Here is a 14570-nt window from a genome sequence, read left to right on the forward strand (position 1 = left end):
ATGACCTCGATCCGCTCCTTCTCGGAAATCCTGCTGGAAACCCGCGACCTGTCGAGCCCGCAGAGCCAGCGCTTCCTCTCCATCATCCACGAGGAAAGCCTGCGCCTGACCCGGCTGCTGGACGAGATCCTGGATATGAACATGATGGACCGGGGAGAGACATCCTGGAACCTGCATCAGCTCGATGCAGCGGTGCCGCTTATCCGGGCCATCGAATCATGCCGCGGGCTGGCGAAATCCACAGGCAGCGAGATCTTGCTGGACGAGCCGCTTCCCTCGGCGCTGGTCGATGCGGATCCGGATCGCCTGCAGCAGGTGGTCATCAACATCCTGACCAACGCAATCAAGCACAACACCTCGGAAAAACCCGAAGTCCGGGTCACCTGCAAACTGACGGAAGAACAGTACGAGATCGAGATTTCGGACAATGGCCCGGGCATACCAAGCCATCTCCGTCCGTTCATCTTCGAGAAATTCCAGCGCGGGGCCGCTCAATCCTCGACCGGCGGGATCGGTCTCGGCCTTGCCATCAGCAAGGAAATCATGAAGCGGCTGGGCGGCACGCTCGCCCTGATAGACGACCGGCGGATCGGAACCTGTTTCCGTATCACCCTGCCGGTGAAACAGACGCAGATGCAGGCACGCGAAGCCGACTGACTAGCTCTGCATCACCAGTCCCGGGCCGGCAGTAAGCGGGCTCGGGCGGTCTGCGCGCTCGACGCGGTTTCGCCCAAGATCCTTTGCCCGGTAGAGAGCCTGATCGGCGGCACTATAGACCTCGATCCAGCCTGCGCCGCTTTCCGCTCCGGCAATACCGATGGAAATCGTCACGCCACCGGCCGGGATGAGCGTCTTCAGCGGAGTGGCCTCGAACCGTTTCGCGCTGATGCGTGCACGCAGTCTCTCCGCCACGCGGCTTGCGGCATCGATATCCATGCCCGGCAGGATCACGGCGAATTCCTCCCCGCCAAACCGGTACACGGTGCCGGTTCCGACCCCCGCATCGACATTCGCCGGTCCCATCTCCCGGACATCCTGACCAATCTCGCCCGCCAGGGTCTTCAGGATCGCATCCCCGGCCGCATGCCCGTAGAAATCGTTGACCCTCTTGAAATGATCCACATCGAGAAGCAGCAGGCTGAATCCCATGCCTCCCCTTTCAAGACGCTCGAAACAATCCGCGATGTCGTTCTGCAGGGCCCGGCGGTTATGCAGGCCGGTCAGCTGGTCGGTTCTGGTCTGATCCTTCAGCAGGGACAGCAGCCCGAAAAGCCGCGCCCGGAACCGCAGAAAGGACAATCCGAAATAGCCGGCGAAAGCCGTGACGAGGGCGAGGCCGAAATATGCCCGGTCCGGGAATTGTCCTTCCCGCGCAAGCAAAAGCGCCCCCACACCGACCACCATGACGGCCCAGACCTCATACCGGAAGGATACGAGCGTCATCAGGCCAATCAGCGCGACGGTATAGAAGAAGGCGATATTATACGGCTCCAGCGCATAGGACAGCGTCATCGCCCGGAGCAGAAAGAACAGCATGCCGACCTTGAAGGCATGGCGCGGCACCGGATCGAAACGGGACATGCCCAGCCAATAGCCGACAACCACCACCGTTAGTGAAATTCGAACAGCCTGCAGCCAGAGCGGCACGCCCAGAAACCAGTCAATATTCAGATATAATTCAAAGACGCTGATAATGGATGCGGCGAGGAAAAGACCGCGCACATAGGAGAAGTACTCGCGGCTGTATATGGAGCCATCCCCGTCATCCGCGCGGGCGCTGTCACTCATCGGTACTCTCCGCGTATCACGCGCAACTGAACTTCCTCATGAATGACCGTTCTCTGGGTTCCACACCGCACGCCTCCCGCAACCTAGCCCAAGGGGTCAAAGCTAGCCATTTATAAGTGTTTTAGGATGAAATTTAATCAAAGGGTTACAGCTCACCCCGCTTGAGCTGCCGGTCGTGGACCCGCCCCAGGGATATCTGCGCCAGAATCGCGCCCAGCCCGGCCAGAGCCATATCCGTCTGGGTATCCCATGGGTCGCCCTGCGTTCCCAGAAACGCGTCCGCTCCCTGCCCGACCAGAACCGCCGCCAGCCACTCGATCAGCTCATATGTCGCGCTGACGCCAAGAACGGAGAACAGGATGATCGCGAACAGCCAGCGGCCGGGACGCAGCGGCGAGGTCCGGAGCAACAGCTCCCGAATGGCGATGGCGGGGATGAAACCCTGTGCGAGATGGCCTACACGGTCATAGTGATTTCGATCGAAGCCGAAGGCGTCGCGCACCCAGTCGAACAGCGGCACTTCCGCGTAAGTGTAGTGCGCGCCGACCAGCAGAATCACCGCATGCACGGCAATCAGCAGGGTAAGCAGTCCGGTCGTCCTGAACCGCATCCTGACGGCCCAGAGCAGCGGATAGACAAGCAATACAGGCGCCGCCTCCATCCACCAGGTCAGCGGATCGCGCGCGTCCAGATAGGACCAGAGGCAGACAATGGCGACCAAGAGGCTGGTCAGCGCCAGCGGCCTGTCCGCCCCGGTCATGGCCGTGCCGTCAGTGCCTGTTGTCATGCGCCTGCCCGCTTCCTTGTTCAGTGACCCAAGTCGTTCAGTGACCCAAGTCCGTTCAGTTGCTCAGAGTACGCCGCACGGCATCGCGCCATCCGGCATAAAGATCGTCGCGGGTCTCCCCGCTCATTTTCGGCTCGAAGCGGCGCTCGCGGGCCCATTGTTCGGCCATCGCGGCCGGAGCCGGGAAATAATCATGCCTGAGCCCGGCGAGATAGGCCGCCCCAAGTGCCGTGGTCTCCGCCACCACGGGCCGGTCGACGGGCGCGCCGAGAATGTCGGCAAGGAACTGCATGGTCCAGTCCGACGCGACCATACCACCATCGACCCGGAGCACGGTATCTCCCTCCCCCGCGCTCCAGTCGCTGCGCATCGCCTCCAGCAGATCGCGGGTCTGGTAGCCGACGCTTTCCAGCGCCGCCCGGGCGAAGTCGGCGGGACCGGAGGCCCGTGTCAGCCCGTAGAGCGCGCCGCGCGCGTCCGCGTCCCAGTAGGGCGCGCCGAGACCGGTGAAGGCGGGCACGAGATAGACCCGGTGCGCCGCGTCCGCCTGTTCCGCCAGCCCCGCACTTTCCGAGGCGTCCGAAATGATGCCAAGTCCATCCCGCAGCCATTGCACGGCGGCTCCCGCAACGAAGATCGAGCCTTCCAGCGCATAGGTCGGCGCACCGTCAAGCTGATAGGCGATGGTGGTCAGCAACCGGTTGCTGGAAGGCACCGGTTTGCTGCCCGTGTTCAACAGCGCGAAGCAGCCGGTGCCGTAGGTCGATTTCATCATGCCGACCTCGAAGCAGGCCTGCCCCACGGTCGCCGCCTGCTGGTCCCCGGCGACACCGGAGATCGGAATCGGCGCGCCGAACAGATCCGCCTCCGTCTCGCCGAAATCCGCCGATGAATCCTTCACCTCGGGAAGCATGAATGCCGGCACCCCGAGGATCGCCAGAAGGTCCTCGTCCCAGACACCCTTGCTGATGTCATAGAGCAGCGTGCGCGAGGCGTTGGTTGCATCCGTCGCATGCACCCTGCCGCCGGTCAGCCGCCAGATCAGCCAGCTATCCACCGTACCGAAGGCCAGATGTCCGGTTTCTGCCAGCGCCCGGGCGCCCTCCACATTGTCCAGGATCCAGGCGATCTTGGTACCGCTGAAATAGGGATCGAGCAGAAGCCCCGTCTTTGCCGTGAAAAGCACCTCGTGACCGGCCTCTTTCAGGCGGGCACAGAATGGCGCTGTCCGCCGGTCCTGCCAGACGATGGCATTGCTGATGGCCTTGCCGGTGCGCCGGTCCCAGACCAATGTGGTCTCGCGCTGGTTGGTGATGCCGATGGCGGCGATCCGCTCCGGCCCGCCGACCTTGGCGATCGCCGCGCGGGCGGTTTCAACCGTCGTCCGCCAGAGATCCTCCGGATCGTGCTCGACCCAGCCGGACTGTGGAAAATGCTGCGGGAACTCCTGCTGCGACACCGCTGCCACTCGGGTATTCGCATCGAAAATGATGGCGCGGCTCGAGGTGGTTCCCTGATCGAGCGCGAGAATGAGCCGGTCATTGCCAGCCTTGGCGGCTGTGTTCATCTGATCCTCCCTCGGGCGAACTTGCCCCGGCGCGCACAGGCACCTGGGGATTCAATAGCCCGTCCCGGCGGAGGCTTTCCAGCACAAACAAAACCGCGCCGCCCCTCTCGGGACGGCGCGGCTGTATCAGATCGGCTTCGAAGAGCGGCGCGTTACTTCGCGTCTTTCGCCCGTTCGATTGCTTCCAGGATCGTGGTCCGGGCTGACTCGGCGTCGCCCATCTCGATGAATTTCACCCACTTGTCCTGTTCGAGATCCTTGTAGTGCTCGAAGAAGTGGACGATCTGCTGGATCAGGATTTCCGGCAGATCCCGGTAGCTCTTGATGCCTGCATAATAGGGATGCAGCTTCTCGACCGGCACCGCGATGATCTTTTCGTCCATCCCGGCTTCGTCTTCCAGATGCACGACCCCGATCGGACGGCTCGGAATGACGGCGCCCGGAACAACGCCGGAGCCGGTGATGACGAGGATATCGGCCGGGTCGCCGTCGTCGGAAAGCGTGTTCGGAATGAACCCGTAATTCGCCGGGTAGAACATTGCGGTGTGCAGGAACCGGTCAACCATCATGGCGCCGGACTCCTTGTCCAGCTCGTACTTCACCGGAACGCCGCCCTGTGGGATTTCAATAACGACATTAACTTCGTACGGCGGATTCGGGCCGGTCGAGATCTTACTTACGTCCAAGGGTCTTGCTCCATTCGCACGGGACAACCCACCGGGCAGATCCCGGCACGCGGTACTCCCGCCTTGTATTGGATTGGCGATAGAAAACTTTTGCGGCGCAGCATTTGCGTGAATGCGGCACGAACGTCAAGTGTCGAATGGACGCAGCTATGGAGAAAACCCCGATTCCGGGCCAGGCAATCAGGCCCTGTCGCGGGGCTTTCCAAGGGTATTGGGGTTATGCTCCCCATGCTCGCCGACATAGCGCGGCTCTGCTTCAGGCTCCGGAGCGACCGCTTCACGCATGGCATCCTCGACCAGCAAGGCGATATTTCCCCTGGTGCCCTCGGCAATATCCATGCCTCTCAGCAACTGCTGCAGGCTCTCGGCTTCCTCGTGTTTCAGGGTCACAGTAACGTCGGACATATCCCGCTCCTCTCATGGCTGATGCATGGCGCCATCGGGAGAGCCATATGCTCACCGGTCCGGCGTGATGTCCCTGAGGTAACTCCCGGCGCCCCGTAATTGTTCCCATTGCCGGGGATAGCCGAGGGAAACTTCGTGAAAGCGGGTGCCGTCGATGACGTCCGTCCGGCGGGTATGCAGATGGCCGGTGACAACGTCGGTGGCGCGGAACCGCCGGTGCCAGTCATGGGTGACCCGGGTGCCGCACCAGGGCACGAATCTGGGCACGCGGGGAATGCGGATAAGATCCTCGCGCAGCGGCCAGTGATTGATCAGCACGGTCCGCGCCCCCTCGGGAAGGGCCGACAGTCTGGCCTCGGTTTCGGTGCAGCGCGCCGCGCACCAGGCGGGCCGGTCCGGATAGGGATCGGGATCGAGCAGCAATTCATCCACCGGCACGGCATGCATCTCCCGCACCCAGTTTTTCAGCTCGTCGAGCGAAACATCATCCGGACGAAAGCTGTAATCATAGAGCAGGAACAGCGGGGCGATGAAAACCGGCGAACCGTCAAGCGCGCCCGGCCAGCGGAGATAGGGATCTTCCGGCGTCACGACACCGATCGCGCGCGCCAATGCGACCAGATGACGATAGCGCGCATCCCCGCGCCGGGCGGCCGCACCGGGGCGCTGGTCCGTCCAGAGCTCATGATTTCCCGGCACCCAGATCAGCTTTCCGAACCGTGTTCCGAGCAGGGTCAGGGCCTCAACGAACAGCTCTTCCCGTTCGGCCACATCCCCCGCCAGAATCAGCCAGTCGGCGCCGTGATCGGGAATGTCGTCGAGCGCCTTTCTGTTCACCTCGGAGGCAAGGTGGAGATCGGAAATGGCCCAGAGCCGGATATTTTCCGGCTCAGCCGTCACTCTCGACATCTCCGCGCCGGGCTTCCATGGCGTCCCGAATGACCGCTCGGCGTCCGACCATCCAGAGCAGCGCGAGACTGGCGGCAACGCAGCCGACCACCAGTGGCCAGTGCAGTCCGGCCCAGTCCGAGACCCAGCCCATGATCAGGGCACCGATGGCCGGGCCTCCCCGGAACAGCATGCCGTAAAGCGCGACCACCCGGCCCCGCATATCCTCATCCACCGCCGACTGGATCAGGGTTTGCGATCCCGCACCGTGGGTCACCATGGCGCCGCCGGCAACGGCCAGGGCAACCAGCGCGACCCAGAAATTCGAGGTCTGGCTGAACACCAGCAAGGCGGCGATCATCGCCGCCACACTGACGATGGAGAGCTGCACCAGACCTTCCAGGCCGTTGCGCTGGCCGAGATAGAGCCCGCCGATCACGGCGCCGATGCCCGTGGCCGTCGCCATCATGGAAAGCCCCTCGGCGCCCCGTCCGAAGATCTCGGCGGCATATCCCGGCAACAGCTCGAACACCGGGCGCAGGGCAATGCAGGTGATCAGCATCAGGATCAGCATCGGGCCGATACCCGGATGGGTCAGGGCATAGCGGTAGCCATCCGCCATCTGCGCGAAAATACCCGCGCCGTGTTTCCGCTTCCGGCCGTTCATGTTCGGCTTGATGATCCACAAGGCCGCGATGAAGGGCAGATAGCTGATCGCGTTGGCGAGGAAGGCATAGCCCGCGCCATAGCCGACAATGACCACGCCCGCGATGGCCGGGCCGACAAAGCGGGCCGCGTTGAAGATCACCGAATTGATCGCCACCGCCGAAGCGACATCCTCGCGCCGGACCAGATTGGGGATCATCGCCATCCGGGCCGGTTGCCAGAACGAGACGACGATCCCGGTGAAAAGCGCCAGCGAGAACAGCCACCAGATGGTCAGCGCGCCGGACAGGGTAAGCACCGTCAGCACGGTCGCCTGGAGCATGTTGAGACATTGCGCGACCCGGGCGATCGAGAGCCGGTCGAGCCGGTCCGCCAGGGTGCCCGCGAGCGGGCTCAGGATGACCACCGGGAACAGCTCGGCAAAAGCGATGACACCAAGCCAGGTCGGGCTTTCGGTCAGCTCCCAGGTTACCCAGCCGACGGCAATCCGCTGCATCCACAGACCGATGACGGTCAGGGAGCTACCGACGCAATAAATGGCATAATCGCGATTGCGGAACGCCTGGCAAAAGCGGGCCGCCGATGTTGAGAGGGACATGCTCTGTTTGTAGTCCAATGTCCCCGGCTTGGAAAATACTTAGAACCGGAATGAAACACCCCCGGTTTCGGAATCAACCCGGCCCGCCGGGCCGCAGCGACAGCTCTGTCCGAACCGGCAGTCAGTCCATGGAAATTTTCTGGCCGAGCGAAAGCAGCACCACGCAGGACGCATTGTGCAGCATGTTTTCCAGATCGCCATGGTCGAGCCGGGCCAGGAGGCGGAACGTCTTGACGCAGACGGGGTTGTACTTCGCGGTCGTCGCTTCCTCGAACATATCGGTCAGCCATTGCCGCACCGGCTCCGTGCCGGGTTTCCGGGGCATGTTCCGGTAGCGGTCCATCATGCCGCCCATCAGCGGCAGCAATCCATGCTTCCCGCGCCACACGGCATCCTCGCGCCGGAATTCGGGCCGGTCATGCACCTTGCCGAGCAGGTAATGCATCAGGCCGCAGAGAAACTGTTCCAGCCGCCGCATTTCCAGCTCATCGACATCGATCACGGAGTCACACATGGAGCGGGCAAGATCCCGCACCCAGACATCGCGGTCGAGCGTGCCAGCATGGGGAATTTTATGTTCTGCGCGGCGTATTGGGTCCATGGCGTTGTTCTTACACCCTAAACTCTTTAAATTATGGTGAATATCCTGCCGGTTTTTCCGGGTTTCGTGAGAATCTCCCGCCACGGTTCTCCTGTCCAGCCGAATTCCATTCGAAACCATTCAAAAATCGGAACATTCCCGCGCTTGAATGCTCACGATGCCGGGCGTAGGCTCTGCCTTCCGTCTTATCAGCCAGCCTTTCCGAGGAAATAATGAGCTTCATCGCTGACCGTCTCGGCCGCATCAAGCCGTCCCCCACCATCGCCATCAGCGCCAAGGCGCGCGAGCTGAAAGCCGCGGGCGGCGACGTCATCGGCCTCTCCGCAGGCGAGCCGGATTTCGACACCCCGGCCCACATCGTCGAGGCCGCCATCGACGCCATGAAGCGCGGCGACACCCGCTACACCGATCCGGACGGTACGCCCGAGCTGAAGGACGCGATCTGCCGCAAGTTCAAACGCGACAACAATCTCGACTATGCGCGCAACCAGATCACCGTCGGCACCGGCGGCAAGCAGGTGCTCTACAACGCGCTGATGGCCACGCTCAACCCGGGCGACGAAGTCATCATCCCGGCGCCCTACTGGGTCTCGTATCCGGACATGGTGCTGCTGGCCGAGGGCGAGCCCGTCATCGTCCCCTGCCCGCAGGAAATGGACTTCAAGCTGCAGCCGGAAGATCTGGAAAAGGCGATCACGCCGAAGACCAAATGGATCATCCTGAACAGCCCGTCGAACCCGTCCGGCGCCGGCTACACCAAGGAAGACATGAAGAAGGTCACGGACGTGCTGATGAAGCACCCGCATGTCTATGTCATGACCGACGACATGTATGAGCGGCTGGTCTATGACGATTTCGAATTCTGCACCCCGGCGGAAGTCGAGCCCGGCCTGTATGACCGGACGCTGACCGTCAACGGCATGTCCAAGGCCTTCTGCATGACCGGCTGGCGCATCGGCTTCGCGGCCGGTCCGGTGGAGCTGATCACCGCGATCCGCAAGATCCAGTCCCAGTCGACCTCGAACCCGTCCTCGATCAGCCAGGCCGCCTCGATCGCCGCGCTCGACGGCCCGCAGGACTTCATCGCCAAGAACAACAAGGCCTTCCAGGCCCGCCGCGATCTCGTGGTCTCCATGCTGAACCAGGCCAGCGGCCTGAACTGCCCGACTCCGGACGGTGCCTTCTACGTCTATCCGTCCTGCGCCGGTGTCATCGGCAAGAAGACGCCCGACGGCAAGACCATCGAGAACGACGAGGATTTCTGCACCTATCTGCTGGAAGCCGAAGGCGTCGCGGCCGTGCATGGCGAGGCTTTCGGCCTCAGCCCGCATTTCCGCATCTCCTACGCCACTTCGGATGCCGTGCTGGAAGACGCCTGCGAGCGCATCCAGCGGGCCTGCGCCGCGCTGCGCTGACGCTCTCCGAAGAACCGTACATGAAGCGCCGCCCGGAGCAATCCGGGCGGCGCTTTTTCTTTGCCGTCCCTACTCCGCCGAAATCGCCATACCCGCCGCTGCGGAATCCGCGAACTGCAGCTCTGCCAGATGCCGGTAGAGCGGGTTGCTCGCCAGCAGTTCGGAATGTTTGCCCTCCGCGATCAGGCGGCCGTCTTCCAGCACCAGGATGCGGTCGGCCTTCAACACCGTGGCGAGGCGGTGGGCGATCACCAGTGTGGTGCGGCCCGGCATGATGGCTTCGAGGGCCTTCTGCACGGCGCGCTCGCTCTCGGCGTCGAGGGCGCTGGTTGCCTCGTCGAGCAGCAGGATCACGGGATCGCGCAGGATGGCGCGGGCGATGGCTATGCGCTGGCGCTGGCCGCCGGAGAGGCGCACGCCTTTCTCGCCGAGATGGGTGTGGAAGCCGTCCGGCAGGGCCTCGATGAAGCTTTTCGCGTTGGCGGCTTCGGCGGCGGCGATGACGTCGGCGTCGGGGGCGTCGGGGCGGCCGTAGCGGATATTCTCCATCGCATTGTCAGAGAAGATCACCGGCTCCTGCGGCACCAGCCCGATCAGGGAGCGGAAAGCGCGCGGGTCGGCGGCCGTCAGGTCGACGCCATCGATCCGGATATGCCCGGCCTGCGGATCGTAGAAGCGCAGCAAAAGCTGGAAGATGGTCGATTTACCGGCGCCGGAGGGGCCGACGATGGCGACGCGCTCGCCGGGCTTCACGGACGCGGTGAAGCTGGTCAGAGACGGGATGTCCGGGCGGGCCGGGTAGGAGAAGTCGACATCCTCGAAACTGACGAGCCCCTTTGCCGGATGTGCCAGCGACACCGGATTGGCCGGCGCGGAGACCTCGCTCTCGGCTTGCAGGAGGCCCATCAGGCGTTCCATGGCGCCCGCAGCCCGCTGCAGGTCGCCAAGGACCTCAGAGAGGGCTCCCGTGGAGCCTGCGACGACGGCGGCATAGAAGACGAAGGCGGAAAGCTCTCCGGCGCTGATCCGGCCGGCCAGAACGTCCTTGCCGCCGATCCACAGAATGACGGCGATGGAGCCGAAGACCAGCGAGATGACGATGGCGGTCAGGGCGGCGCGGGCCCGGATCCGGCCGAGGGCGGCATTCAGTGCATTCTCGACCCGGGTACCGAACCTCTCCCGGTCCACCGGCTCATGCGCGAAGGCCTGCACCGCGCGGATACCGTAGAGGGTTTCCTCCGCATAGGAGCCGAGATCGGCCACCCGGTCCTGGGTGTCGCGGGACAGCCGCCGCACCTTGCGGCCCAGCACGATGATCGGGATCACCACGATGGGCACGACCAGCAGAACATAGCCCGAGAGCTTGGCGCTGGTGATCAGCAGCATGACCAGCGCGCCACAGAACAGCAGCATGTTGCGCAGGGCGATGGAAACCGACGAGCCGACCACGGTCTGCACCAGCGTGGTGTCCGTCGCCAGGCGGGACAGCAGTTCACCCGTGCGCGTGGTCTCGAAGAAACCGGGGCTGAGAGAGATCACATGGCTGAACACCGCCTTGCGGATATCCGCCACCACCCGCTCGCCGATCCAGGAAACCAGATAGAATCGGGCATAACTTGAGCCGGCCAGCAGAACAACAACGCCCATCAGGACGATCACCGCCCGGTCCAGCAGCGCCGGATCGCCGGCGGAGAACCCCTTGTCGACCAGCAGGCGCAGCCCGTTGCCCATGGCCAGCACCGTGACCGCGGCGACAATCAGCGCCACCGCGGCGCCCGCGACCTGCAACCGGTAGGGCCGGATAAACGGCATCAGAGCCCTCAAGGGGCCAAGATTGCGCCGGCTATTCTGTTCGCTCATGTCGGATTCCCGTAAAAACAGGTCCCTTCGCCCTTGCGTTCGGTCCCTGTCTCCTCTATATCGTCGCGCTCTTATTCACGGATTGATACCCGCGCCCATCAACGCTCGGGGGCAGGAGTACGAAAAATGAAGGCTGATATCCATCCCGAATATCACGCGATCACTGTCGTGATGACCGATGGCACCGAATACCAGACCCAGTCGACCTGGGGTAAAGAGGGCGACGTGCTGCGGCTCGAAATCGACCCGCTGACCCATCCGGCCTGGACTGGCCAGCACCGGATCCTCGACAGCGGCGGTCAGGTTGCGCGCTTCAACAAGCGCTTCGCCAACCTCGGTATCTAATACCAAGACAAATTGCCGCAGGCTTCGGCTTGCGGGAACGAACGGGCGTCCTTCGGGGCGCCCGATTTCGTTTGCGCATTTTTCCCTCTTGAATCCGATTTTCCATATTCCCAACTCTTGGTCAGGCGGCGTTGCCACTTTCGGGACGCAGCCTTCCGAAACGCCACCCGGGCAGAAATCTGACGGGTGACTGATTGAAGACCATGTTGCTTGGAAAGGATATGGACCCAATGCGTACGATCGATTTTTCCCCGATGTTCCGCAATTCCGTCGGTTTTGACCGCATGGCGCAGCTCGCCGATGCGGCGCTCCGCACCCCGGCCGCCGGTAATCAGACGACCTACCCGCCCTACAATATCGAGAAGGTCAGCGAAGACGATTACCGGATCTCGATGGCGGTCGCCGGATTTGCCGAGCAGGATATCGACGTCACGGTGAATCAGAACTCCCTCATTATCACCGGCAAGGTCGAGAAGACCGAAGACGGCGAGAGCCGGGAGTTCCTGCATCGCGGCATCGCCGAACGCGCCTTCGAGCGCCGGTTCGAGCTTGCCGACTTCATCAAGGTGACCGGCGCCGATCTGGAGAATGGCTTGCTCCATGTCTCCCTGGTGCGCGAGATCCCCGAAGAGGCGAAACCGCGCAAGATTGAAGTACGGCCCTCGGTGAAGGCCATCGAAAGCAAGAAAGCGGCCTAACCCCCCACCGCTTTCCTGCCCTGACTGAAGATGCCCGGACCGCTTCCCCTCGGTCCGGGCATTTGTTTTCTGGGGGGTTTTAGCGCGCACCAACAACACCGATTTCCCGGACGTGATCCGGGACCTCCCGAAGCGGGCGCTACTCTATGAAAAACAGGTCCCGGATCATGTCCGGGAAAGAAATCAGGCCAGCTCCAGCGCAGTCTCGCAGCGGGTGATCCAGGTGGTGAGGTTCGGGCGCCTGGACAAATCGAAGCCGCCCTCTCCCGCCAGCCGCGTATAGGCAAGCAGGGCGATGTCGGCAACGCTCAGGGCCTCGCCAACAAAGAAGCTCTTACCCGCAAGGTGAGCTTCCATATGGTCCAGCGCCGCCTCGGCCCGCTCTACCCGCCAGGCTTCCCGCTCGCTGGCCGTCTTGCCCTGATAAACCATGTGGAAACGGCAGACGGAAACATAGGGCTCGTGGCTGTACTGCTCCCAGAACAGCCACTCGTTCACCTTGGCCCGCAGGAACGGGTCCTGCGGCAGCAGTGCCGAGTGCTCCGCCAGGAAGAGCAGCACCGCGTTGGACTGGGCCAGCGTTTTGCCGCCGCCGAAATCCACGGCGGGGACCTGCCCCGCCGGGTTCACCGCCAGGAATTCCGGAGTCCGGCTTTCGCCCGTCATGATGTCTATGTCGACGAACGAATAGACGAGGCCGAGCCAGTCCGCCGCATAGACGATCTTCAGGCAGTTGCCCGAACGCCGGTCACCATAGAGCGTGAAAGTGGACGCGCTCACGCACGCTTTTCCCGGCTGGAATAGCTGAGCGGCTGCGGGAGGCGGGCGATCATTTCCTTCGGCACGATCTGCCAGAAACGGCCGATCTCCTGCCCCCAGTTGATCAGCAGACGTTCGGCGAAGCGGGACTGGGTCTGCTCCACATGCTCCTGTACCAGGCGCTTCAGGGAAGCTTCCCAGTAATCCGTCTCGATCCGCTGCCAAAGCACCGATTCCGGGTTCACGTTACGCTCGAAACTTTCATCCGAGTCGTAGACGAAGGCCATGCCGCCAGTCATGCCCGCGGCAAAGTTCGCGCCCACCGGGCCGAGCTGCACGACGGTACCGCCGGTCATGTATTCACAACCGTTCGAGCCACAGCCCTCGACCACCGCATCGGCGCCGGAGTTCCGCACGGCGAACCGTTCACCTGCCTGCCCGGCAGCGAAGAGCTGCCCCGCCGTCGCCCCGTAGAGCACGGTATTGCCGACAATGGTGTTCTCGTTCGAGGCAAAGCGCGCCGCCGTCATCGGCCGGATGACGATGGAGCCGCCGGAGAGGCCCTTGCCGACATAGTCGTTGGCATCGCCGAACACTTCCAGCTTCAGGCCCTGTACCGCGAAGGCACCGAGGGACTGACCGGCGGAGCCCCGCAGACGCACGGTGATGTGCCCCGGCTGCAGGCCGAACATGCCGTATTTCCGGGTGATCCGGGAGCTGAGCTTGGTGCCGATGGCGCGCAGCGTGTTGGCGATATTGTAGGTGAGCTGCATCTTCTCACCGCCTTCGAGTGCCGGCTGCGCATCCTTGATCATCTGCGCGTCCAGCGTCTCCGGCACCTCGTTCCGGCCCTCGACCGCGTTCATCACCGGCAGCCCGCCGCTATCGGCGCGCACCAGGATCGGGTTCAGGTCGAGATCGTCGAGAGACGGATCGCCGCGGCTGACCTGATGCAACAGGTCGGTCCGGCCGATCACTTCTTCCAGCGACCGGACACCGAGTTCGGCGAGAATCTCGCGCACTTCCTCGGCCACGAAGGAGAACAGGTTCACCACCTTTTCCGGCGTGCCGTCGAACTTGGCGCGCAGGCTCTGGTCCTGGGTGCAGACCCCGACCGGGCAGGTGTTGCTGTGGCACTGGCGCACCATGATACAGCCCATCGCCACCAGAGAGGCGGTGCCGATACCGAATTCCTCGGCCCCGAGAATGGCACCGATGACCACGTCGCGGCCGGTCCGGAAACCACCATCGACGCGCAGCGAAACCTTGTGCCGGAGCCGGTTCAGGGTCAGCACCTGATGCACTTCTGACAGGCCCATTTCCCACGGAATACCGGCATATTTGATGCTGGTCTGCGGGCTGGCACCGGTACCGCCGCCATGGCCGGAAATCAGGATCGTGTCCGCCTTCGCCTTGGCAACGCCGGCGGCAATCGTGCCGATACCGGAGGAAGCCACCAGCTTCACGCAGACGCGCGCATCCGGGTTGATCTGCTTCAGGTCGTAGA

The 14570-nt window shown here is 63.2% G+C and carries 15 protein-coding genes; 4 read left to right on the forward strand and 11 right to left on the reverse strand.

What is annotated here, in order from left to right; all coding sequences use genetic code 11:
- A partial coding sequence (locus AAC126_RS18450; protein WP_339856043.1) for a HAMP domain-containing sensor histidine kinase occupies nt 1-657 on the forward strand: 657 nt, incomplete at its 5' end.
- On the opposite strand, the gene AAC126_RS18455 is transcribed toward AAC126_RS18450, so the two are convergent.
- The 8 genes from AAC126_RS18455 to AAC126_RS18490 all read right to left on the reverse strand — a co-directional run bounded on the left by AAC126_RS18455 (nt 658) and on the right by AAC126_RS18490 (nt 7986).
- Nucleotides 658-1788, reverse strand: a complete 1131-nt coding sequence (locus AAC126_RS18455) for a GGDEF domain-containing protein (RefSeq protein ID WP_339856045.1) — start codon at nt 1786-1788, stop codon at nt 658-660.
- A 145-nt stretch (nt 1789-1933) separates the two neighbouring features.
- Nucleotides 1934-2575, reverse strand: coding sequence for a DUF2238 domain-containing protein (locus AAC126_RS18460; protein WP_339856047.1), 642 nt, complete (start codon nt 2573-2575; stop codon nt 1934-1936).
- Nucleotides 2576-2630: 55 nt separating this feature from the next.
- Nucleotides 2631-4142, reverse strand: coding sequence for a glycerol kinase GlpK (gene glpK / locus AAC126_RS18465; RefSeq protein WP_339856049.1), 1512 nt, complete (start codon nt 4140-4142; stop codon nt 2631-2633).
- A gap of 152 nt (nt 4143-4294) precedes the next feature.
- Nucleotides 4295-4828 carry an inorganic diphosphatase gene (gene ppa / locus AAC126_RS18470; protein ID WP_339856051.1) on the reverse strand — a complete coding sequence of 178 codons (534 nt, stop codon included), beginning with the start codon at nt 4826-4828 and terminating at the stop codon, nt 4295-4297.
- A 180-nt stretch (nt 4829-5008) separates the two neighbouring features.
- Nucleotides 5009-5233 (reverse strand): hypothetical protein, encoded by a 225-nt coding sequence (locus AAC126_RS18475; RefSeq protein WP_339856053.1) that lies wholly within the window; start codon nt 5231-5233, stop codon nt 5009-5011.
- Between the two features lie 51 nt (nt 5234-5284).
- Nucleotides 5285-6133 carry a metallophosphoesterase gene (locus tag AAC126_RS18480; RefSeq protein WP_339856055.1) on the reverse strand — a complete coding sequence of 283 codons (849 nt, stop codon included), beginning with the start codon at nt 6131-6133 and terminating at the stop codon, nt 5285-5287.
- Nucleotides 6123-7385 (reverse strand): MFS transporter, encoded by a 1263-nt coding sequence (locus tag AAC126_RS18485; RefSeq protein WP_339856057.1) that lies wholly within the window; start codon nt 7383-7385, stop codon nt 6123-6125. Before AAC126_RS18485 ends, AAC126_RS18480 begins: the two co-directional genes overlap by 11 nt.
- 121 nt (nt 7386-7506) lie before the next feature.
- The gene (locus AAC126_RS18490) at nt 7507-7986 is read right to left on the reverse strand and encodes a hypothetical protein (RefSeq protein WP_339856059.1); all 480 of its coding nucleotides are present in this window, start codon (nt 7984-7986) and stop codon (nt 7507-7509) included.
- Nucleotides 7987-8198: 212 nt separating this feature from the next.
- On the opposite strand from AAC126_RS18490, the gene AAC126_RS18495 reads away from it, so the two are divergent.
- Nucleotides 8199-9401: a pyridoxal phosphate-dependent aminotransferase gene (locus AAC126_RS18495; RefSeq protein WP_339856061.1), complete on the forward strand. Its 1203-nt coding sequence runs from the start codon at nt 8199-8201 to the stop codon at nt 9399-9401.
- Nucleotides 9402-9470: 69 nt separating this feature from the next.
- Here the strand turns inward: AAC126_RS18495 and AAC126_RS18500 are convergent, their stop codons facing one another.
- On the reverse strand, nt 9471-11261 hold the full coding sequence (locus tag AAC126_RS18500; RefSeq protein ID WP_339856063.1) for an ABC transporter transmembrane domain-containing protein: 1791 nt from the start codon (nt 11259-11261) through the stop codon (nt 9471-9473).
- A 126-nt stretch (nt 11262-11387) separates the two neighbouring features.
- Between AAC126_RS18500 and rpmE the strand changes: the two genes are divergently transcribed.
- The gene (rpmE, locus tag AAC126_RS18505; RefSeq protein WP_028467674.1) at nt 11388-11606 is read left to right on the forward strand and encodes a 50S ribosomal protein L31; all 219 of its coding nucleotides are present in this window, start codon (nt 11388-11390) and stop codon (nt 11604-11606) included.
- A 230-nt stretch (nt 11607-11836) separates the two neighbouring features.
- Nucleotides 11837-12304, forward strand: coding sequence for an Hsp20 family protein (locus AAC126_RS18510; RefSeq protein WP_339856064.1), 468 nt, complete (start codon nt 11837-11839; stop codon nt 12302-12304).
- A 183-nt stretch (nt 12305-12487) separates the two neighbouring features.
- Here AAC126_RS18510 and AAC126_RS18515 read toward each other — a convergent pair whose 3' ends face one another.
- Together AAC126_RS18515 and AAC126_RS18520 are read right to left on the reverse strand one after the other, a co-directional pair.
- Nucleotides 12488-13084, reverse strand: a complete 597-nt coding sequence (locus tag AAC126_RS18515) for a glutathione S-transferase family protein (protein ID WP_339856065.1) — start codon at nt 13082-13084, stop codon at nt 12488-12490.
- On the reverse strand, nt 13081-14570 hold a 1490-nt coding region (locus AAC126_RS18520), incomplete at its 5' end, for a glutamate synthase-related protein (protein ID WP_339856068.1). The genes AAC126_RS18515 and AAC126_RS18520, both read right to left, overlap by 4 nt.

Source organism: uncultured Nisaea sp. (assembly GCF_963974195.1).
GTDB lineage: Bacteria > Pseudomonadota > Alphaproteobacteria > Thalassobaculales > Thalassobaculaceae > Nisaea.